General features: G+C 38.0%; 15 protein-coding genes. 7 read left to right on the forward strand and 8 right to left on the reverse strand.

The annotated features are described in order from the left end of the window. Positions 1-378: 378 nt before the first annotated feature. A complete protein-coding gene (locus LDB17_RS11240) occupies positions 379-2,172 on the reverse strand; it encodes a helix-turn-helix domain-containing protein (protein WP_252637766.1) in 1,794 nt (597 codons plus the stop codon). A 220-nt stretch (positions 2,173-2,392) separates the two neighbouring features. Between LDB17_RS11240 and LDB17_RS11245 the strand changes: the two genes are divergently transcribed. The 3 genes from LDB17_RS11245 to uvrA all read left to right on the forward strand — a co-directional run bounded on the left by LDB17_RS11245 (position 2,393) and on the right by uvrA (position 6,595). Further along, on the forward strand, positions 2,393-2,983 hold the full coding sequence (locus tag LDB17_RS11245; RefSeq protein WP_252637767.1) for a bifunctional nuclease family protein: 591 nt from the start codon (positions 2,393-2,395) through the stop codon (positions 2,981-2,983). 203 nt (positions 2,984-3,186) lie between these two features. Beyond that, positions 3,187-3,672, forward strand: coding sequence for a DUF5004 domain-containing protein (locus LDB17_RS11250; RefSeq protein ID WP_252637768.1), 486 nt, complete (start codon positions 3,187-3,189; stop codon positions 3,670-3,672). Positions 3,673-3,802: 130 nt separating this feature from the next. After that, positions 3,803-6,595 carry an excinuclease ABC subunit UvrA gene (uvrA, locus tag LDB17_RS11255; RefSeq protein ID WP_252637769.1) on the forward strand — a complete coding sequence of 931 codons (2,793 nt, stop codon included), beginning with the start codon at positions 3,803-3,805 and terminating at the stop codon, positions 6,593-6,595. Positions 6,596-6,640: 45 nt separating this feature from the next. On the opposite strand, the gene LDB17_RS11260 is transcribed toward uvrA, so the two are convergent. Together LDB17_RS11260 and LDB17_RS11265 are read right to left on the reverse strand one after the other, a co-directional pair. Beyond that, a complete protein-coding gene (locus tag LDB17_RS11260; RefSeq protein WP_252637770.1) occupies positions 6,641-11,182 on the reverse strand; it encodes a translocation/assembly module TamB domain-containing protein in 4,542 nt (1,513 codons plus the stop codon). Positions 11,183-11,189: 7 nt separating this feature from the next. Next, on the reverse strand, positions 11,190-11,549 hold the full coding sequence (locus LDB17_RS11265; RefSeq protein WP_252637771.1) for an arsenate reductase family protein: 360 nt from the start codon (positions 11,547-11,549) through the stop codon (positions 11,190-11,192). A 134-nt stretch (positions 11,550-11,683) separates the two neighbouring features. Here LDB17_RS11265 and LDB17_RS11270 point away from each other — a divergent pair, with 134 nt between their 5' ends. Genes LDB17_RS11270 through LDB17_RS11285 form a run of 4 tightly spaced genes read left to right on the forward strand, consistent with a single transcriptional unit; the run spans position 11,684 to position 14,890 of the window. Beyond that, positions 11,684-12,556 (forward strand): YicC/YloC family endoribonuclease, encoded by an 873-nt coding sequence (locus LDB17_RS11270; protein WP_135105432.1) that lies wholly within the window; start codon positions 11,684-11,686, stop codon positions 12,554-12,556. 15 nt (positions 12,557-12,571) lie between these two features. Next, entirely contained in the window at positions 12,572-13,135 is a 564-nt protein-coding gene (gene gmk, locus LDB17_RS11275) for a guanylate kinase (protein WP_252637772.1), read from the forward strand. Then, positions 13,132-13,725 carry a nicotinate (nicotinamide) nucleotide adenylyltransferase gene (gene nadD, locus LDB17_RS11280; RefSeq protein WP_252637773.1) on the forward strand — a complete coding sequence of 198 codons (594 nt, stop codon included), beginning with the start codon at positions 13,132-13,134 and terminating at the stop codon, positions 13,723-13,725. Before gmk ends, nadD begins: the two co-directional genes overlap by 4 nt. Then, the gene (locus LDB17_RS11285) at positions 13,715-14,890 is read left to right on the forward strand and encodes a Xaa-Pro peptidase family protein (RefSeq protein WP_252637774.1); all 1,176 of its coding nucleotides are present in this window, start codon (positions 13,715-13,717) and stop codon (positions 14,888-14,890) included. Before nadD ends, LDB17_RS11285 begins: the two co-directional genes overlap by 11 nt. An 88-nt stretch (positions 14,891-14,978) precedes the next feature. On the opposite strand, the gene LDB17_RS11290 is transcribed toward LDB17_RS11285, so the two are convergent. The 5 genes from LDB17_RS11290 to LDB17_RS11310 all read right to left on the reverse strand — a co-directional run bounded on the left by LDB17_RS11290 (position 14,979) and on the right by LDB17_RS11310 (position 20,062). Next, complete coding sequence (locus LDB17_RS11290; RefSeq protein WP_252637775.1) at positions 14,979-15,335, reverse strand: hypothetical protein; 357 nt, start codon at positions 15,333-15,335, stop codon at positions 14,979-14,981. A 48-nt stretch (positions 15,336-15,383) separates the two neighbouring features. Next, positions 15,384-15,941 carry an RNA polymerase sigma factor gene (locus LDB17_RS11295; protein ID WP_135105427.1) on the reverse strand — a complete coding sequence of 186 codons (558 nt, stop codon included), beginning with the start codon at positions 15,939-15,941 and terminating at the stop codon, positions 15,384-15,386. A gap of 2 nt (positions 15,942-15,943) precedes the next feature. Further along, on the reverse strand, positions 15,944-16,315 hold the full coding sequence (locus LDB17_RS11300) for a DUF6249 domain-containing protein (protein ID WP_245530974.1): 372 nt from the start codon (positions 16,313-16,315) through the stop codon (positions 15,944-15,946). A gap of 420 nt (positions 16,316-16,735) precedes the next feature. Next, on the reverse strand, positions 16,736-17,923 hold the full coding sequence (locus LDB17_RS11305) for an aminopeptidase C (protein ID WP_252637776.1): 1,188 nt from the start codon (positions 17,921-17,923) through the stop codon (positions 16,736-16,738). A 72-nt stretch (positions 17,924-17,995) separates the two neighbouring features. Continuing rightward, a complete protein-coding gene (locus LDB17_RS11310; RefSeq protein WP_252637777.1) occupies positions 17,996-20,062 on the reverse strand; it encodes an HD family phosphohydrolase in 2,067 nt (688 codons plus the stop codon). Positions 20,063-20,127 lie beyond the last annotated feature (65 nt).

Raw genomic sequence — 20,127 nt, forward strand, 5'->3', positions numbered from 1 at the left:
GTATTTATAAATATTTACAGATTGCCTCACATTTTGCCATATAATCCTAATAGTCAAAGTATGTTGGGAATTTACATAAGAAGCTCAAGCATATGTATATATAATGCCTCATATAAACTCTGAAAAAATGAAAGGGCAAATCTTTTTCGATTTGCCCCTCATACTGAGTTTGTTTTGTAAAGTGTGTTGTGTAATTGAGAATAATAATTCAATTAACGAAGGTTGGGACCTCTGTTATGGAATTTAATAATATCAAAGGTAAGTTATAAATTCAACACATTGGTTAATATTTATAATTCCTTACCACAAGATGCATAAATGCATAATAAACAACAACTTATAAGCAAATATAAGATTATTAGACAGACCTTTAGAGGCTTATACAGTAGGTTTATTACTTCTAAAGTCAGAGGGAGAAAGCCCCGTTATTTTCTTAAAGGATTGATAAAAAGATGTGCGGTTATTAAACCCGACATCAAAGGCTATAGCATCAATAGAAATGACATCAGACTTTTCATTTGATAAAATCTTTATAGCTTCTTTTACTCTGTATTCGTTGATATAGGTATTAAAATTTTTCCCTGTAGTTTGGTTAATTGCTTTCGACAAATAATTTCTATTTATACTCATTTGTTTAGCCATTAAGTCTAAAGTCAAATCAGCATTTTTAAAAATCTTTTCTTTCGAAACTAGTTCATGTACTTCTTTCATCAAAGCAACATCTTCTTGTGTAGGTTGCTCCTCTTCTATCGCTTTTTCTTCTGATTTGTCTTCTTCCTCTAATACATCCGCAGACTCATAAGTAGCATAAGGCAACATCTCGCTTGCCCACTCTTGGTTTTTATATACCAGAGCTCTATATGCCATCCTATTTCTATGATACAATACGATAGAAACGATAAGTCCAACCGAAATAATCAGTATAATTATGCTTCCATACAATATTTTGTATTTAAAAGCATCTTCCTTGGCTTTCATATCCTCATTCATTACCCGAGCCTTGGTCTCATATAAGTCTTGTTCAGCCTTTAGAAGTATCAGGCTACTATACTTATCCTGAAAATATTTATTAATCATCAGCGTAGAATCAAAAAAAGCAAGTGCCAGCTCTTTATTCCCCACTTTGGAATAATAACAACACATCAGAGGATACAATGATTGATAAAGATCTGTGTTTTCGGTTCTTCGTATAAAAAGCTGAGTAGAATCTATTAAGGTCTTCGTTTTTTTAAAATCATTCTTCAAAAGGTAGCTTTTGGCTAATTCTAAACTAACATCAGACGCCAGCTCATAATCATTATCCATGAGCATCCGGTTTAGTCCGGCACGAAGATATGGGATTGCATCATCCGGCTTACCTCTACTAATCAAACATTTTCCTATATTACTAAGCGATACTGCATCGATAACCGGCTTCAGCTTTACATTATCTACACTAAAATATGCCGATCTGAAATAATACTCTGCCGAGTCTGTATTCCCAATCAAATTATAGTACGAGCCAATTGCATTTCGAGCCAACAAATTGGAACGATCGAAATAATATTTTGGAGGCTTTAAAGCTTGCCGCAGATATGGAATAGCTTTATCATAGTTACGAAAAAAGTAATATGCCCTCCCTATTTGATAATAAGCATACCCTCTTCCGGGATATTCTTCACCGGTGATATTTTTTAGTTGTTCGTCTATAACGTAAGTTTGAGCAAAGGCTTTAGCATATAAAGAAGACTTCCAGTATATATTAAATATGGCTTCCATTGCCCTAATTTTCATTACTATATTGTTTTGTCTCTCTGCCTTTTTAACAACCTCCTCCATTTTGGCTATTTTGTAAGAGATATCATTATTTTCACCCACGGGTAAAACTAAAGCATACATATAGTCTGCTTCTATATCCAACTCTGATGAATTATACACCTTTGCATCTTGTCTTACCTTTGATATTTCCTGAAGTTGTCTGTCTAAAGGAAGATAATTAAATATATCCTCGTAATAATCCGACAAGTCATCCACGCTTTTAATAAATCCATGATGAGCTAATTTATAGAAAACAGAATCAGAGCAGAAGTAGTGCACTCTGTTGTAGTGTTTCACATATATACTGTCTATGCTAAAAGCATTGACGGTAGATACTGCTAATAAGAAGAAAAGAATCAGAAATAGTCTTCTCATCCTTGTGTAGTTTATAAGTTTATAGGGCACCTCTTAATTTGTGTTATTGTCTTATTATTTTGTTATATACCAAAATCAATGCAAAATATAATAAATTTTGCTATTAACATAAGAAAATCTCAAAAAAATAGAATCTAGAGATATTCTGAAAGTAAAATGTTTTAAAACAACGAGGCTTTGTATCAAAGTAATGAAATAAATATATAATTTTGAAATAGAAATGGAAAACAAAATAAAACTATCTGTGCTTGGCTTTTCTTTCAACCAGTCTCAATCCGGAACGTATGGACTAGTATTGGCTGAAGAAGATGGGTTACGCCGCTTAATGATCGTTATAGGCACACCTGAAGCCCAATCTATCGCTTTCAAACTACAGGGGTCAATACCCCCTCGTCCGTTAACACATGATCTCTTTCAGACTTTATTGGCACAGCTTGGCATTCTAATGCTCGAGGTGAATATTTACAAATATGAAGACGGTGTATTTTTCTCTAAAATGATACTGCGCCAGGGAACAGAAATAATAGAAATAGAATCGCGAACATCGGATGCAATAGCCATTGCCTTAAGAACCAAATCACCGGTATATACCTCCGAAATTATTATGCAAGAACAAGCGGTTGTATTTGATGACAATACGTCGGAAGATAATGCGTCGGAAAACGAAAAAGATAATCTGGCATTAGATTACTCTTTATTAAACGAAGAAGAATTGGAGAGCCTTCTTAAAGATGCTATTGATGGAGAAGACTACGAACTGGCATCATTGCTCAGAGACGAATTACTTAAGAAAAAAGATGACCCTAAGTAATTTTTACAATTAGCTTATAATAAATACACTACACCCACTATTTCCATAACTTAAACCTTTTTTAAGCTTTATAAGGATTCGCTTATGCAACGAAAAGCGTGTCCCGATCATCTTTTTATAAGAAACAAATCCGGAGGTTTCTTTTTAGAGGTTGATATCACTCTTTGAGTAAAAAATTATTTGTTAATTATAAAGAAAAAATTATGAAACTTAGAAAGATTCTAGGATTAGCTTTGTGCGCTTCTATTTTTAGTTTTGGTGCTATGTCGTGTAGCGATGACGACAAAGACAACGGTAATGATGTAGCTGTGATTTCCGGGACGTGGAAACATGCAAAAACAGATGCTGAAGTAGAAGTCACCAAGCCGGAGATAAAAGAAAAAGTAGTAGCTGCTATTAAAGAAATGAATGATGTTGCAAATAACGTGTATGTATTTAAGCTCGACAGCACATTCAAAGCTAAGATAGCTGTCAACGAGGAAATGGTAGAAATAGAAGGCAAATACACATTGAAAGATAACATCCTAACATTGAAGCACGAGCAAAGCTTACAAGCATTATCTTACAAAAATACTGATATTATCACTTCGGAAGATGTAAAAGAAAAGGTTGCGGAAAAACTGGAAATAGACAAAGCCGATATCAAGAAAGCCATACGAGTTGATACATTCAGCAAGATAACAAAATAAAAAGCTGTTTGTCAATATTGTAAAAAGCCACTCTCTAAAAAAGGATGGCTTTTTCCTTTTATGTCAAAGTTTGTAATGAGTATAAATATGCGCTTAATTTTTCGTATTTTTGTATCCATTTTTTAGAACTATGGCAGCAGAAAAAAATATTTTCATAAAAGGAGCAAGGGTTAACAACCTTAAAAATATAGATGTCGAAATTCCTCGAAATAAATTTATTGTTATCACAGGTGTTTCGGGTTCAGGAAAATCCTCTTTGGCATTTGATACACTCTATGCGGAGGGACAACGCCGCTATGTAGAGAGCCTATCGTCATACGCCCGTCAGTTTCTTGGCAGGATGAACAAGCCCGAAAGTGACTATATTAAAGGTATTCCGCCTGCGATAGCCATCGAGCAACGAGTGAGCGCACGCAATCCACGCTCAACAGTAGGCACATCAACAGAGATATACGAATACCTGCGATTACTATTTGCTCGCATCGGAAAGACCGTCTCTCCAGTATCAGGCGAGGTGGTGAAAAAGCATCAGGTAAGCGACATTGTAGAAAAGATGCTCTCCTTTCCCGAAGATACCCGTTTAGCCATATTGACTAAGATAATCCTTCGGAACGACAGAACACTGACCGAACAGTTGGAGATATTACTCAAAGAAGGATTCTCCAGAGTTGAAATTTCAGGTCAATTCGAACGGATAGAAGATTTAATAGCCTCAAAAAAAGAATTAAACCCTGATGATCTGCTTCTTCTGATCGACCGCCTTACATGTGATAAAGATTCTGCGAATATCAGCCGTTTTTCGGAATCCATAGAAACAGCTTTTTACGAAGGTGAAGGGGATTGTATCGTCCGCTTTTATACGGGTGATAAAATTCAGATGTTCAATTTTTCTAAACATTTCGAAGCTGATGGAATTCAATTTGAAGAACCCAGCGATCTGATGTTTAGCTTCAACAGCCCTGTAGGTGCTTGTCCTGTATGCGAAGGATTTGGAAAAGTAATGGGTATTGACGAAGATCTGGTTATCCCCAACAAAGGCTTATCTGTTTATGAAGATGCTGTTGTATGCTGGAAAGGTGAAAAAATGAGCGAATGGAAAAAGGAATTCATCCAATCTGCAGCACGCTATGATTTTCCTATACACAGACCTTACTTTGAACTATCGGATAAAGAAAAAGACCTATTGTGGCACGGAGCTATAGCACTACATGGGATTGACGCATTTTTTCAGATGGTTGAAGAAAACCAGTACAAGATTCAATATCGTGTTATGCTGGCTCGCTATCGTGGAAAAACTACATGCCCTTCGTGTAAAGGAGCACGGCTAAAACCTCAAGCTCTGTATGTAAAAGTGGCAGGAAAGACCATCGCTGATTTGGTTCTGATGCCTATTACAGAATTACAAGAGTTTTTCCAGAACTTAGAATTGGACGAAACAGACGCTGCAATCGCCAAACGCCTGTTGACTGATATAAACGTACGAGTTCAGTACCTCGTTAATGTAGGGCTGGGTTATCTTACCCTTAACCGTCTTTCCAATTCATTGTCAGGTGGAGAGAGCCAGCGTATCAATTTGGCAACGTCTCTCGGCAGCAGCCTTGTGGGTTCGTTATATATATTAGATGAGCCAAGTATCGGCTTGCATTCCAGAGACACAGACCTGTTGATTAACGTCCTGCAAGAACTAAAAGCTATCGGCAATACAGTGGTAGTAGTGGAGCATGATGAAGAAATAATACGTGCAGCAGACTATATAATAGACATAGGCCCTAAGGCGGGACGCCTGGGAGGAGAAGTCGTATATCAAGGAGATGTAGATGGACTTCGCAAGCATACCGACAGCTATACGGTACGCTACCTGAATGGAGAAGAGAAAATAGAAGTTCCGAAAATTCGCCGTAAATGGAACAATTACATTGAGGTAAAAGGAGCACGACAAAACAACCTTAAGAATATCAATGTAAAGTTTCCTTTGAATGTAATGACCGTAGTAACGGGGGTGAGTGGTTCAGGAAAATCATCGCTGGTTACGGATGTGCTCTATACAGCATTGGAGCGTCATTATAAAGGAAAAGGAGACCAAATCGTACAATACAATGGACTGGAAGGTGATCTGAATTTGATAAAAGAAATCGAAATGGTAGATCAAAACCCGATTGGCCGTTCGTCTCGTTCAAATCCGGTTACATATATCAAGGCTTACGATGAAATACGAAAACTCTTTGCCGAGCAACCGCTTGCCAAGCAGATGCATTTTACTCCCGCTTATTTCTCTTTCAATGTAGAAGGGGGAAGGTGTGAAGAGTGTGCCGGTGAAGGTAAGATTCTGGTAGAGATGCAATTCATGGCAGATGTGATGCTCGAATGCGAAGTATGTAAAGGACGGAGATTCAAACAAGACATACTCGATGTACAATACCGAGGCGTAAATATCTATGAGGTATTGGAAATGACAATCGATCAGGCGATCGAATTCTTTGAAGGAGGAAAAGGCAATACCGAAAAGAAAATAGTAAAACGTCTGAAACCACTACAAGATGTGGGATTGGGTTATGTAAAACTAGGTCAGTCGTCTTCATCTCTGTCGGGAGGAGAAAATCAACGTGTAAAGCTTGCTTTCCATTTAGCCGATGAGAAGCCGGAACCGACTTTCTTTATTTTTGACGAGCCAACCACAGGTCTTCACTTCCATGATATAAAAACATTACTGAAAGCTTTCGACTCTATGATTAAAAGAGGGCATACAATAGTTATTATAGAACATAACATGGATGTAATCAAATATGCCGATCATATCATTGACATTGGTCCTGAAGGAGGAAAAGACGGTGGAAACATTGTTTGCGAAGGCACACCCGAGCAAGTAGCTCAATGCAAAGAGTCTTATACGGGTCGCTTCTTAAAAGAAAAATTGAACCAATAATAAAATAGATATCTCTTAAATAAAAAGAAACAGTAAATAGCTTATTTACTGTTTCTTTTTTTGTTCATTTATAATAGGTTGCTGTTCTACTTTTACCTGTGTCGAATCGCTAGGCAATGGTGTTTGTGCTGCTCCATTTTCTGTCTGTTGCTGCTGTACCCTACGCCTTCTCGGCTTGAATGATTGAAACAAGCGCTTCAACGTTGCAGCCTCTTTACTGTACTCTATCCCTACCCCTTGCGTAGTAGGTGCTTGACGATAAAACTGATTATTCATATGGCTATACGCCTTGAGAGTCCATAAAGAGCTTAATTGATACTCTAAATCAAAGTCGCCAATAAAAGAATTGTCAGCAGCTGTTGCATGATCTGTGCGCATGCCCAAGTTCGTATTAAATGTCAATCTATCGTCCAAAAATTTACGAGAAAGATTCACACTCATGTCCATATTCGATAATGAGCCGTCATCAGATTCTACATTAGCCCCTATTTGCCATTTATCGCCCAGCATGTTACCCACCAATGCCGTCAATCCTGCCGAAAGGGTACTGGAAGCAAGTGACGACCACAAACTATTGGTGAAGTTAACCCCACTATTCCCCATACTTGAATAGAATGACCCCGTGGCAACTAAAGACGCAAACTGTCGCACCCTTTGCTCATCAGTACTAATCAAGCTGTTTATCCTCTGTCTTGTGTCGTCATCAGCACCCGGAAGACTAATATTATAAGACACATCCATCTTATCTATATTGCCCGTTATTTTAAGAATACAATCAACATCTACCTTGGTTGTACTTCCATTAAGGGCAAAACTATTGTCCAATGTATTCAAGTTGGCTCTTACTCTCCGATAAGCCGTTATATTAAACTTGGTTTTCAAAGGATCTCCTGTAAAATTGAGCTTGCTGCCATCCTGTATCTTAAAGTCTAGCTTTTTTATACCTTGCAGATTGAGTCGAACAGAGCCGTCATTCAGTGTATAGTCTCCATACGCAAACATGTTTTCACTCTGCATATCATATGTAAAATCTATTCGTCCTGCTCCTTTCACATGCATTTGATCTCCTGTAAGCGGATCGATCACTATTCCCAGATTAATATCCGGCGTCACATCCAGCCTGATTTTCAATTTAATAGGCAGAGGGGCATCCTTCACGATATTACCAATCGTATTTTTCAATTTTTCTTCAGGAACATTAATATAAACAATACTCTTGTAATCAGAAGCTTCTGATCGCTGAGGTAATAGAATATTCAGAGTTGAATTTTTATCATTCTTTATCTGCATATCCAAATTTATATTCTTTTCATCACCTGTTATTTTCACCTGCCCGGATGCAAAAACCCGCCCATAAAACAAACTGTCTGTGCGATGCTCGGTATCTAATACCATCAGCTTATTCATACGCATATCAAGCTGATACTTCATGTCTGCAAAATTCTTGTGAGTCAACGTCGCATTTAAATTAGCCGTATTTCCCCTACTATCTTTTAAGGTAAGATTATCAAACCCTATCTTATCGGGACTAACACGTATAGTATCGGATATCGTATAAACTACATTCGTATAATCCACTCCTATCTGAGTATCGTTAAACCCGAGAAATCCTCGAACTTTAGGAGCTTTAGTCGATCCTTCTATCATCAGATTGGTGCTTATGCTTCCATCTATTTTGTTTAGCATATCGGCAACAAATGGCTGCATCCATCTGAGTGGCATTTGCTGCATTCTGACTTGCAAATCGAGAGAATCCTGATTGGTATATACTGTACCGTCTACCTCGGCATAAGTTTTATCTCCTTTTTCCAATATAGCATCTAACCTTACTCCTCCGTAGCTATCACTCCAATGGCTATCTACAGTCATTGTTCCCAACGTATCTGCGAATATTACAATGTCTCCTATTTCCAGATTGCGGGTATAGAGTTCAGGCTGATCAAGCATTTTTGTCATCAGCACATTTCCATGTATACATCCCCTGATATTCTTTACATCAAATGCTTCTAACAATTCCCCTATCTCAGCATGGTTGAAATCAATATTCAAGCTATCGCCTACTTCTCTGGAAATAACTCCGTTTAACCCGATGTATTTTTTCTTGTTGACGCCTATTCCCAAATTGTGAACTTCGGTACGCTCTCCTTTATTCCAGACTTCTGCAGGGAGTAGATTTAGAGCAAGCTTATCTATCATTATATCAGACGGGCTAACCTTCAGGTAAGAGAGTAACTCATTCTTCTCATCTCTGCTAAACTGTGCTAATACATCTACTTTTCCGCCAATATCTATATCCGTTTTATTACTCATTACATTGACCACAGAACGCATCACATTATTTGCACCTCTGACATTTAAGGCCAATGAATACATGCCTTTTTGCATAAGAATATCACTTCCGGCCGAGATACTGAAAGCAGAGTCGAGATTAATTACATCAATGGTCGTACTTTTTATATCATATTCTCCAAATTTGACATATGGAATATTTCCTTTAGCGGTGATTACATTATCTATTGTATTTATCTTCCCGCTTATGCTTGCAGGTTCAATAATATCAACAGGCAGTGATAATATTCGACCCAGCTCTTCGGTGTTATTTGCCGTTAGATTGAAAGTAAAATTATTCTGATCTTTTTTTACCCTTTTTACTTTTGGGAAAACTGCCGGAAGGTACTTATTCATCAATTCAGAAAATTCATCTGAAAGAGATGTGAATTTATATTGCCCATCAATATTAGCGGTAAGAAGAGAAGAAGTCAGTTTTATAAATTTATCATTCTCTGTTCTTTTACCCATTTCCAATGTAAACTTTCCAAGCTTAAAATTAAAATTAGCATCGTATAGATTAAGACTGTCAATTACAACCTTGCCTTCCATCTGATCTATATCCAACCCTTTCATACTTCCTTCCAGCACAAGAGATAAACGTGGATTAACCCAGTTTTCATCTTTATAGAAGCGATCGATATGCAGGGTGTCTACTTTCAATCTCAGATTAATGTCGGGCACTCGCGCCTGAGTCATACTAGCTCGTGCATATACCTTTCCTACAGGAGAATTTATTTTTGCGGATGCTCCCATTTCAGAGGCGTTATAATAAGCATCAAAAGGGATATTTCGATAAGTATCTTTTCCGTACTCTATAGATGCAATTTCCCCTTGTAGCTGTGCTATCAGTGGTCCTTTTTCCGCCTGTCTTGCTCTCACATCTATCTTAGCAGACAAACGTTTCAACCCTAAAGTATCTCCCAGCAATTTGCCTAGATTGAAGTTCTGAGTATTTAATGTTGCAGCAACATTGAAGCGTGAAAATATACTATCTGCCCCTCCGCTTACCTTCGCCGTGATAGCTCCCTGACGGCACCAAGCCTCAGCATCTAGCTTAAACTTGCTCAGTTGTCCCTTTACATTTCCTTTCAGGTAAAGATCTCCAAGCTCCCTGAATATGTAAGGGGCTATAAAAGTAGAATCTCCAACTCTCGCAAAAGAAGTGACAGAAGAGGTAGAAGCCTTGAATTTATCGATTGAAAGGAAAATATCAGCACTTCCATATCTCTCGTAATTTGAGATTGAAGCCTTTGCTGCTAATAATGCCTCATTGCCATAAGCAATATTTATATTTTCAACATTTACGGCGGGTAATGTTCCCTTAATACTCGTAGAGAGAATAATATTATTCTTTAGAAACTTCAACTGAGGAAGAAAAGATAATAAGTCGATCGGAGATATCTCGGCACTCTCCGTTTGAATTTCAAATTCGGACGTGGATAAGTTATACCTCACTTTATCGGTCCTGAGATGCGAATTAGGCAGGTTTAAAGATAAATTATCTACCCAGAGTTGCGATTTATCCGAATAAAGTTGCCCCTCCAGCGTTTTGATTTCAAGACCGGTCGTTTCTTTCGCCGAAAGATTATTTAAAGCAATATCCAATTTATCGGGGTCAATAGAATTCAGATCAAGATTAATATTCAGATCGTATAATGAGATATGAGAAGCGTTGAATAGGTGAGGGGTTACCGAACCTGAAAGGACATCATAATTCAGTCTGCCATTTCTTATATCAACATCTGTGATGACAATCTTCAGTGTGCTTTTTGTTGTATCTGCCTTAACCGTATCTCCCGAAAAAGCATCTATAATAAACTGAAAATTGAAATCGCTAACACTATCTTTTTTATTAACGTTGATAAGAAAATTATCGAGGCTTATACTTGTAATGGCTAGTGTATTGCTCTTAATTAATTGCCACGGACTTAGTTTTACATCCAAATGCTTGGCATAGAGCAATGTGTCTTTTGCCTGATCTTCTATATATATGCCATTTAGGGTTGCATGATTGAATAGGCTAAGACGAACTTCATCGATGGAAACTTCTGTTTTGAGTGTGTTTTTTAGAATATCTACCGCATAGTTAGCAACTTTCTGTTGAACAAAAGGAATAGAAAGAAGTACATAGAGAAGAATATTAAGTCCTATCAGCGATAGAACTATATACATCAGAACTTTGAAAAACTTCTTTATCAAGCTCTTCTTCTGTGGTAATTCTTCGTGTATATGAGTATTCTGATCTATTTCCTCCATACTTATTTCATTTCAGCTTCTGAATCCATTCTTCCTCATTAAATCCTACCAGAACAAAATCCTTTCCTACTACAATTGGACGTTTTACTACCATTCCGTCAGAAGATAGTATATCTATTAATTCTTCTTGCGATGCTGATTTCACCTTCTCTTTGAGGTTATTCTCTTTATAGATCCTCCCCGAAGTATTGAAAAATCTGGAAATAGGAAGTCCGCTTTTCTTTATCCATTCAGACAATTCTGCCTTCGACGGATTTTCTTTGGTAATGTCTCTGCTGTTTACTTCTACATTATTTTCTTTAAGCCATTTAGCGGCTTTTTGGCAAGTACTGCATTTAGGGTATTGTAAAAAGAGTGTTGTTGTCATTGTATATGTCATTTTATATTTAAACAATATACAAAAATAAAAGTTTACGGATGAATAACGTAGTTTAATTAGCTAAAGTTGACTTCTCACGTAATAATTTGTGTATTTTTGTACCTAAAATTAAAAATTACAGCATGATACAATCAATGACTGGTTTTGGCAAATCAACTGCTGAACTTCATAAAAGGAAAATTACTGTTGAAGTAAAATCCTTAAATAGTAAACAACTCGACTTATCGGTACGTTTACCAAATCTGTATAAGGAGCACGAAATGGAAATCCGCAATCTGCTATCTCGCCAACTAGAGCGAGGAAAGGTAGATTTTCTAATATATATAGAAAACATAGGCAGCGAAACCGCTACACAGATCAATCAAAGTATCATAGAAGGATATTATAATCAGATCAAAGAATCTTGCGAAAAGTTAGGGGTTGCTGTTCCTCAAGATTGGTTTCAAGTGTTGCTACGTTTACCTGACGTTTTGAAGTATGAAGCACAGGAAGTAGACGAGGAAGAATGGCTTATGGTATCGAATGTCATCAGCGAAGCAATTGATCAGTTGCATGCATTCCGTAAGCAGGAAGGCGCAATGCTTCAGAAGCTATTCGAAGAAAAAATATCTAACATAAAAACCCTTCTGACCGATATAGAACCGTTCGAAGCAGAACGTGTAGACAAAATAAAAGGTCGTATCTCAGAAGCCCTACAAAAGATAGAGGATTTCGATTATGATAAAAACCGTTTCGAACAGGAGATGATTTATTATATCGAAAAGCTGGATATAAACGAAGAAAAGAATCGTTTGAACAACCACCTTAAATATTTTCTGGAAACAATGACATCAGGATCAGGACAGGGTAAAAAGCTTGGTTTTATAGCTCAGGAAATAGGACGTGAAGTAAATACAATGGGCTCGAAATCGAACCATGCCGAGATGCAGCAGGTTGTTGTAAAAATGAAAGATGAGCTCGAACAAATAAAAGAGCAGGTGTTGAACGTATTGTAAGGAATAAGCGATAGAATGGGCAAATTAATCATCTTTTCGGCTCCTTCGGGTGCAGGCAAATCAACTATTGTAAACTACTTGCTTTCGCAAAATCTAAACCTCCGGTTTTCTATCTCGGCCACAAGCCGTTTGCCTCGCGGAGAAGAAAAACATGGAGTAGAATATTACTTTCATACACCCGAAGAGTTTCGTCAGAAAATTGAGAATAACGAATTCCTTGAATACGAAGAAGTATACAAAGATAAATTCTATGGAACGCTAAAAGCCGAAGTCCAAAGAATCTTTGATAATGGCGGTAATGTAATCTTCGATGTCGATGTGGTAGGAGGATGTAACATAAAGAAATACTACGGAGAGAAGGCGCTGTCTATATTTGTAGAACCGCCATCGATCAGTGAATTACGCAACCGACTGATAAGCAGAGGAACGGATTCTCCCGAGATAATAGAAGCAAGGGTAGCAAAAGCAGAATATGAAATGACCTTCGCTTCTCACTTTGATGTTATTATCAAGAATGACAATCTGGAAGAGGCAAAGGCAAAAGCATTACAAGTGGTAAAAGAATTTCTTGCAACATGAAGATAGGCATATTCTCCGGCTCATTCAACCCTATTCACGTAGGGCATCTTATTCTGGCAAACTACATTGTAGAATATACCGATATAGAAGAAGTCTGGCTGCTGGTAAGCCCTCTTAATCCTTTAAAATCGGCAAATGAGCTCTCGGATAAATATGTACGCTTAGAAATGACGAAGCTGGCTTTGGAAGGTTATCCCAAAATAAAGGCGAGCGACTTCGAATTCGATCTACCCAAACCATCATATACGATCAATACGCTGGATGCTTTGAAAGGAAAATATCCGGAGCATGACTTCACACTTGTTATTGGAGCCGACAATTGGGCTATCTTCGAAAGCTGGCATGAAACAGATAAGATTCTCGAGAATTATAAACTTAAGATATATCCTCGCTTAGGCTTTCGGATAAAAATACCCGATAGATTAAAGCAAAAGGTAGAAACCTTAGACTCGCCAATCATAGAAGTATCATCGACCTTCATACGTGAGGGCATAGAGGCAGGTAAGAATATGCGTCCTTTTCTTACCGAAAACGTATATGACTATATTATAGAAAAAGGACTATATAAACACTATAAAAATGAGCTATAAGGAACATTTATCAAAAGACTTACTGATTCGTCAACAACGCTTGCAAAGTACCATGCAGTCGATGAATATCGAAGGCTGTATATTGACTACTGCCGTAAATGTATTCTACATGACCGGAATGGTATATAATGGTTACTACTATTTACCGATAGAAGGGCAACCGGTACATTTCGTAAAGCGCCCCGAAGATGTCAGTTTCGATAATACAATCTATATCCGCAAACCCGAACAGATAACTGATGAGCTAAAGAATCTCGGACACCCCATTCCTCAATCCGTCTTGATTGAAACAGATGTGATTTCCTTCGGTGAATGCAGCCGTTTACTCAATACATTCGGGCTGAAGGAAGCTGCGAATGCATCTGCCCTGATGCGTAAAGTACGCAGTGTAAAAACCGAATTCGAGTTGGAGCAAGTAAGGCTTTGTGCCCGCAAGCACGAAGCAGTTTACAAGATGATCCCTTCCGTTTATAAAGACGGCATGACGGATATAGAGTTTCAGATAGAAATAGAACGTCTGATGCGTCTGCATGGATCATTAGGACTTTTCCGCAGCTACGGCGAAAACATGGATATCTACATGGGTAGCCTTCTTACAGGAGAAAATGCAGAAGCCCCATCTCCTTTCGACTTTGCTCTTGGCGGAGCCGGAACAAGCCCCATTTTACCTTTAGGTGCGTCGGGTCAAAAGATAAAGAAAGGGAATACCATTATGGTAGATATGGCCGGAAACTACACCCCATGGATGACAGACATGACCCGTGTGTTCTCTCTAGGTAAGACACTCGATCTGGCTTATCGTGCACATCAGGTCTCTATAGAAATCAGCAATAAGGTAATGGACATCGCAAAGCCAGGCGTAAGCTGTGCCGAGTTATACAATATAGCGATGGAAGCGGTGGTTAAGAACAATCTGGAACCTTACTTTATGGGAACAAAACAGCAAGCTAAATTTGTTGGTCACGGTGTAGGATTGGAGATCAATGAGCCTCCCGTACTAACCCCTCGTTCCAAAGAGTTGCTGGAACCAAACATCGTTTTTGCCCTCGAACCTAAATTTGTGATCCCAGAAGTAGGAGCTGTAGGTATTGAAAACACATACTTGGTAACACAAGATGGCCTTGAGAAGTTGACAATATTGGAAGAAGAAATTATAGAACTTTAATCGCTGATTTCTTTTCCCATTTAAAATATATATAGGGCTTAGAGCAAATGCTTTAAGCCCATTTTTATATCTCACACCTTCGCTACTATCAGCTCACAGCTTTATGCTTACTCCTGCGTCGATCGTCATATACCGAAATAAATCCGAACATGCCGCAAGCAGAAGCGATTAGCAATATAGGAGCAAAAAACATGGCAGACTGCAAAGCATCTTTCCCTGCTGCAAAATAGACGACTAAAGCAACTATCGCAATCAGGGCATACATTACACCGAAAATAGCAAACATATTCCCGATGAAAGGGCTTGAGCTTTGCACTTTAGCTTTTTCATGCATTAATGCTCTTTCAGCTTCTATCTGATGCATGATCCTGTATTTAAGATTGTCGCTTGCTTTCATTCTGGTGCCCGAAAGAAGCTCTCTTATTTTATCATCCTGCATATTCATATCCTTGTATTTATATTTATTATTATTCAATTCTATATTTTAATATCTCTAAGAGGTTTCGTACCGCATCATCTGTTCCAGAATATCTGCGAAACGCTTTCGTGCCCTATGCATCTTCACTTTCACATTTACATCCGTCAGCCCTGTTATTTGTGCTATTTCTTTCACCGAGTTATCTTCCAGATAGTATAATGTGAGCAAAAGCCCTTCATCTCTAGGCATCTTATCCATAGCCTCATTTACAATAGCCTTCCTCTCGTTATCCTCTACCTGAGACATTGTATCCCAATCCGAGAAAGAATTATCCAAATCAATCTGTTTATAATCAACAAACTCTGTATTGTAAACCGTATTACGGGTTTCTGTAATTGCCGTATTATAAACAATTCTGTAGAACCAAGTCGAAAACTTACTGTCAGCTCTAAATGTATGCAAATTATGAAAAGCCTTAACAAAAGCATTCTGCACAATATCTTCTGCATCCTGCCTGTTACCACATACACGATAGGCTATAGTTATAGCCATATCCTGATATGTGTCTACAAAATACCCGAAGGCAGACGTATCTCCCTTCAGGACTTTGTGTATAAGTTGCTTTTCATCCATCCTTATTCAGCGTCTTCAAATTCTTTCTTGTCTTTCACCACCAAGTAAAACACAACGTAAGCAAGACCAAGGAACAACAGCACGCTACTGCTTATTACCAGATATTGAAAATCTAAAGACAAAGCAAAGTTTGGTGCGATGAAAACCCCTAAAGCCAACCCGATAGCGATTCCGACACACAGAAAACCATTGCGAAGAGATCTGTATTTGTTCGGAGCTGTTTTTACTTCGGGTGGAGGTATAATCCCTTGTTTCGCCAATTCCATACGAACTTTCTTATCCGAAGATAAAAGTTTTAAAAGAACCATTCCACCTAAAACGACCGGCAATCCTACTGCACATAAAATTGCAATTATTGGTACTAATTCACCCATGATATTTCTATTTTTTGTTGTTAATAATCTGTTTTCGAATATATGACTACACATAGTCTCATGTGGTTACAGATTTTATGTAATATTTTTCTGAAATAGTTATTTTAACCTTTACCTCTATATTTTACTACCCAAAAGGTGACAATAAAACAAATCACAAAAACGCATACAAACATCTGACAACAAAACACATAACGCCACATGAACAATAAAAAGGTGACAAAAGTGACACTTTTTGATATGTTTTGTATCTGTCACTTTCTACACACTAAAAAAGAGAATACAATATAAGACAATTTTATATTATTCTCTTTCTAGCTATTAAACAAATACTAAAAGAAATTTAGAGCTGCTGCACATAGAAATAAAATAGCCGCAGGAGAAACCTCCCACGGCTATATACTATATAATAAAAATCTATTAGTTCAGATTCAATTTTTTCGCAAGTGGAGCTGGAACGGCAGCCTTGTTAACCATTATATTGGTTGTTTTGTACTTCACAAATGTTTCTGAAGCATACCATATTCCTTTATATTTACCTGCTTCACCCCATGAGTTTTTCACAAGATAATATTTTGTACCATTCTGATCTTTTACAATCCCGAATATTTGCATACCATGATCATCAGTAGTTTCCTGGCTATCAAATGCAGCCTGACGCATTGCTTGCGTAACTACTTTTTCTTTTACAGGACCTTGATCTACTTTTGCTTTCAAACGTGTAGTTTTTTCGCTTTTTGACAATCCTAACCAATGAGCCTGATCTGAACCAATGTTCTCAGGAGCCTCATCATCGGGGATAACAGCGATACCATTGCGGGTAAATCCAATTTCGCTTACATCCGAAGCCCATGCCACAGTGTAGCCGTTATTTATTGCATTGTCTATTACTTGTATCATTTCATCCATAGGTACATTATACGACAGAGCCCAACGCCAGTTGTCAGGTATTTCTATAGCAAACGGAGCATAGAACGGATGATGTGTGAATGAAGTGATAGACACATAATTTTTGCTTGTAAGCCCTAAAGATTGAGCTAAAGACTGCGGAGTATATGTTTTGCCTTTGTATTGGAATTCTTTTGGTACAGCACCCAGATAAGCATCCAACACACTGTTGAAACCAACACCCCATACCGGAGAAATGCGGCTTGATTTCTTGTCGGCAATTCCTTTTACATAGCCACTCAATGCAGCTTCCAATTCACCATGATTATGAATAGTCTCACCATAGTTAAGACCGGCATACACTTCATTAGGAACTACGCCGTATTCATCTAAAGTTTCTACAACATCGGCAAATGCACCACCTTGCGCAAAGTTTAGATTACCTCCTACTCTTACATACTTATCCGCTTTATCGGCATAATTACGACGAACAATATACATCTCCGAAAGATCGTGATCTCCTTTGTTCATTTTAAGGAGCTCAGATTCAAGAAAAGCTACTCCCGAAAAACTCCAGCAAGTTCCGCTATTCCCCTGATTTTTGATCGATGTTATCGGGTTTTGTTTCACCACAGTGAACTGATACGCTGTGTTTTCTTCCTGAGCAAAAACAATCAGATTGATAAGCAGGAATAAAGGCAAAATAAGTAATTTTCTCATAACAAGTGAATGGATTAAAATTTTATTTAAAATTGAGCACATTATTGTTCTATTTCTCGGGTTACTTTATTCTCATTCCCTCTTCAGCTCGGGATAGGCAACACGTAAGTGACGCATGCTGACCAGCTTGTCGCAAAACACTTCTTTCACCTGTTCTATATCCTTAAAGGTAATCGGGGCATTCTTGAACAAACCATCACTCAGTTGAGAATCTATAAGACGGTTTACCAATTCGGTAATAGCTTCTTTCGTATTCTCCTTAAGGCTTCTTGATGCGGCTTCCACCGTATCAGCCATCATAAGAATAGCCGTCTCGCGTGTAAACGGATTTGGTCCGGGGTAAGTAAAATCTTCTTCATCAACGATCTCGTCAGGATGATTATTCACATACGAATTATAAAAATATTTTGCTTTCCCTTTACCGTGGTGAGTTTCTATGAAATCTATTATCTGTTGCGGCAAGTTATTCTTTTTAGCTATTCTTACCCCTTCAGCTACATGATCTATTATAATGCGGGCACTCTCTTTTTCTGTCAGTCCGGCATGTGGATCGATCCCTTCAACCTGATTCTCTGTAAAGAAAATAGGATTTACCATTTTACCGATATCATGATACAAGGCTCCTGTACGCACCAGCGTAGCATTAGCCCCGATACGATGAGCAGCAGCTACAACCAATGTAGACACCTGCATAGAATGTTGGAATGTGCCGGGAGCAACCTCCGAAAGTTGCTGTAAGAGAGGCCTGTTTGTATTTGAGAGTTCTATCATACTCACCTCCGACATAAAGCCAAAGACTCTTTCGCAAACATAAACCAGCAGATAAGCGAAGGTGACAAACACAAAGTTGATACAGAAATAAATATACACTCTCGAGTTTTCTTTTATCAATGCAATATCTCCTTCGGTACATAAAATCCAGCCCGTAAACGACACAATATATGTAACGAGTATCAGAAGGGCGCATACAACCAGCTGGGAACGCTCAGATAGATTCCGCAAGCTAAAGATACACATATACCCCACCAACATCTGAACTGTGATAAACTGAGCCATCTGAGCCAGAGGAAACATAATGGCACATATCAGTATTGTAATGGTATGCGTGGTAATAGCTGTACGCGAGTCTATAAATGTACGTATGAGAATGGTAGGTATCGCAAAAGGAATGACATACATCAGAGTAAACATCTTCGAGTCGCCCATTATTCCCGTTATCACCGGGAAAATAACAACCATAAGCAACATAAAGATGACATTCTTTTTATTTCTGTACTCCTCAATACGATAGAAACGGAGATAAATCATCAGAGCCATTACAAAGAGGGTAATCATAACCAACTCTCCCATGATAAGCCATCCCGGTTTAGACTTTGTTCCTACCTTTCCTTCTGCTTCTTTAATATAAGAATCGAGAATATTTTTGAGGCGCGCATCTACAATCTCTCCCCTGTCTATAATCTTTTCGCCATATTGTACTTCTCCGTCATACAAAGAAACCTGTTGTAGCATATCATTCTTGATACCCAACGACATTCTCTCGTCGTATATAATATTAGCTATCAGATAATTGTTGAGATTAAAAGTTTTGAGACGTCCTATATCAATATGGGCGGGAGCGTCATCAATGATCTTTTCGTAAGCTTGGCGTGGTGTATAAAACGATGCAATATGCCTGGTTGCAGCAATTTTGTTTGCTGTTTCGCTGCGAAGTATTAATTGTTTTTTATTCAGTTGCTGAATACGCTCATAATCTTCGGCAGAGATCACTCCGGCTTTGTATATTTCTGTAAACTTCCTGTTTATATAGGTTATATAATCCTCCGGAATACTTCTAGCCCTGGCATCCTGAACAACCTGAGATATTGCTTTCTTTTCGATTGTCGCATCTGCCAGATAATAGGGCTGATAAGTCTGCATGATGCTATCTTTCTCTTCTTGTATCTGTGCATCAGACTTATGTATATGAAACTTAAAGGGTGCTGTAAGCAAGCCGTATTGCCATGGCCGGTTATCTTCATAACTGTATTTATATTTACCCTCGCGCGGTAAAAAATATACAATAATAATGATTGCAGCGATGAACAAGACAGATGTAGGTATCTTTATCTTGCTGATATAATAGTCGATTTTTGCCATAAAAACTATGGTTTAAATTACAAATCTACAAGATTATTTTTATTCTAAGAAAAGATACAGGCCAA

It is taken from the genome of Dysgonomonas sp. Shenzhen-Wh21 (genome assembly GCF_043392705.1).
Lineage (GTDB): Bacteria > Bacteroidota > Bacteroidia > Bacteroidales > Dysgonomonadaceae > Dysgonomonas.

Coding starts and splice junctions, on each gene's coding strand:
- LDB17_RS11300 (WP_245530974.1), bottom strand. CDS start 16,315: ATGGGTGAATTAGTACCAATAATTGCAATTTTATGTGCAGTAGGATTG.
- gmk (WP_252637772.1), top strand. CDS start 12,572: ATGGGCAAATTAATCATCTTTTCGGCTCCTTCGGGTGCAGGCAAATCA.
- LDB17_RS11240 (WP_252637766.1), bottom strand. CDS start 2,172: ATGAGAAGACTATTTCTGATTCTTTTCTTCTTATTAGCAGTATCTACC.
- LDB17_RS11295 (WP_135105427.1), bottom strand. CDS start 15,941: ATGGATGAAAAGCAACTTATACACAAAGTCCTGAAGGGAGATACGTCT.
- LDB17_RS11265 (WP_252637771.1), bottom strand. CDS start 11,549: ATGACAACAACACTCTTTTTACAATACCCTAAATGCAGTACTTGCCAA.
- LDB17_RS11250 (WP_252637768.1), top strand. CDS start 3,187: ATGAAACTTAGAAAGATTCTAGGATTAGCTTTGTGCGCTTCTATTTTT.
- LDB17_RS11290 (WP_252637775.1), bottom strand. CDS start 15,335: ATGAATATGCAGGATGATAAAATAAGAGAGCTTCTTTCGGGCACCAGA.
- LDB17_RS11270 (WP_135105432.1), top strand. CDS start 11,684: ATGATACAATCAATGACTGGTTTTGGCAAATCAACTGCTGAACTTCAT.
- uvrA (WP_252637769.1), top strand. CDS start 3,803: ATGGCAGCAGAAAAAAATATTTTCATAAAAGGAGCAAGGGTTAACAAC.
- nadD (WP_252637773.1), top strand. CDS start 13,132: ATGAAGATAGGCATATTCTCCGGCTCATTCAACCCTATTCACGTAGGG.
- LDB17_RS11285 (WP_252637774.1), top strand. CDS start 13,715: ATGAGCTATAAGGAACATTTATCAAAAGACTTACTGATTCGTCAACAA.
- LDB17_RS11310 (WP_252637777.1), bottom strand. CDS start 20,062: ATGGCAAAAATCGACTATTATATCAGCAAGATAAAGATACCTACATCT.
- LDB17_RS11305 (WP_252637776.1), bottom strand. CDS start 17,923: ATGAGAAAATTACTTATTTTGCCTTTATTCCTGCTTATCAATCTGATT.
- LDB17_RS11245 (WP_252637767.1), top strand. CDS start 2,393: ATGGAAAACAAAATAAAACTATCTGTGCTTGGCTTTTCTTTCAACCAG.
- LDB17_RS11260 (WP_252637770.1), bottom strand. CDS start 11,182: ATGGAGGAAATAGATCAGAATACTCATATACACGAAGAATTACCACAG.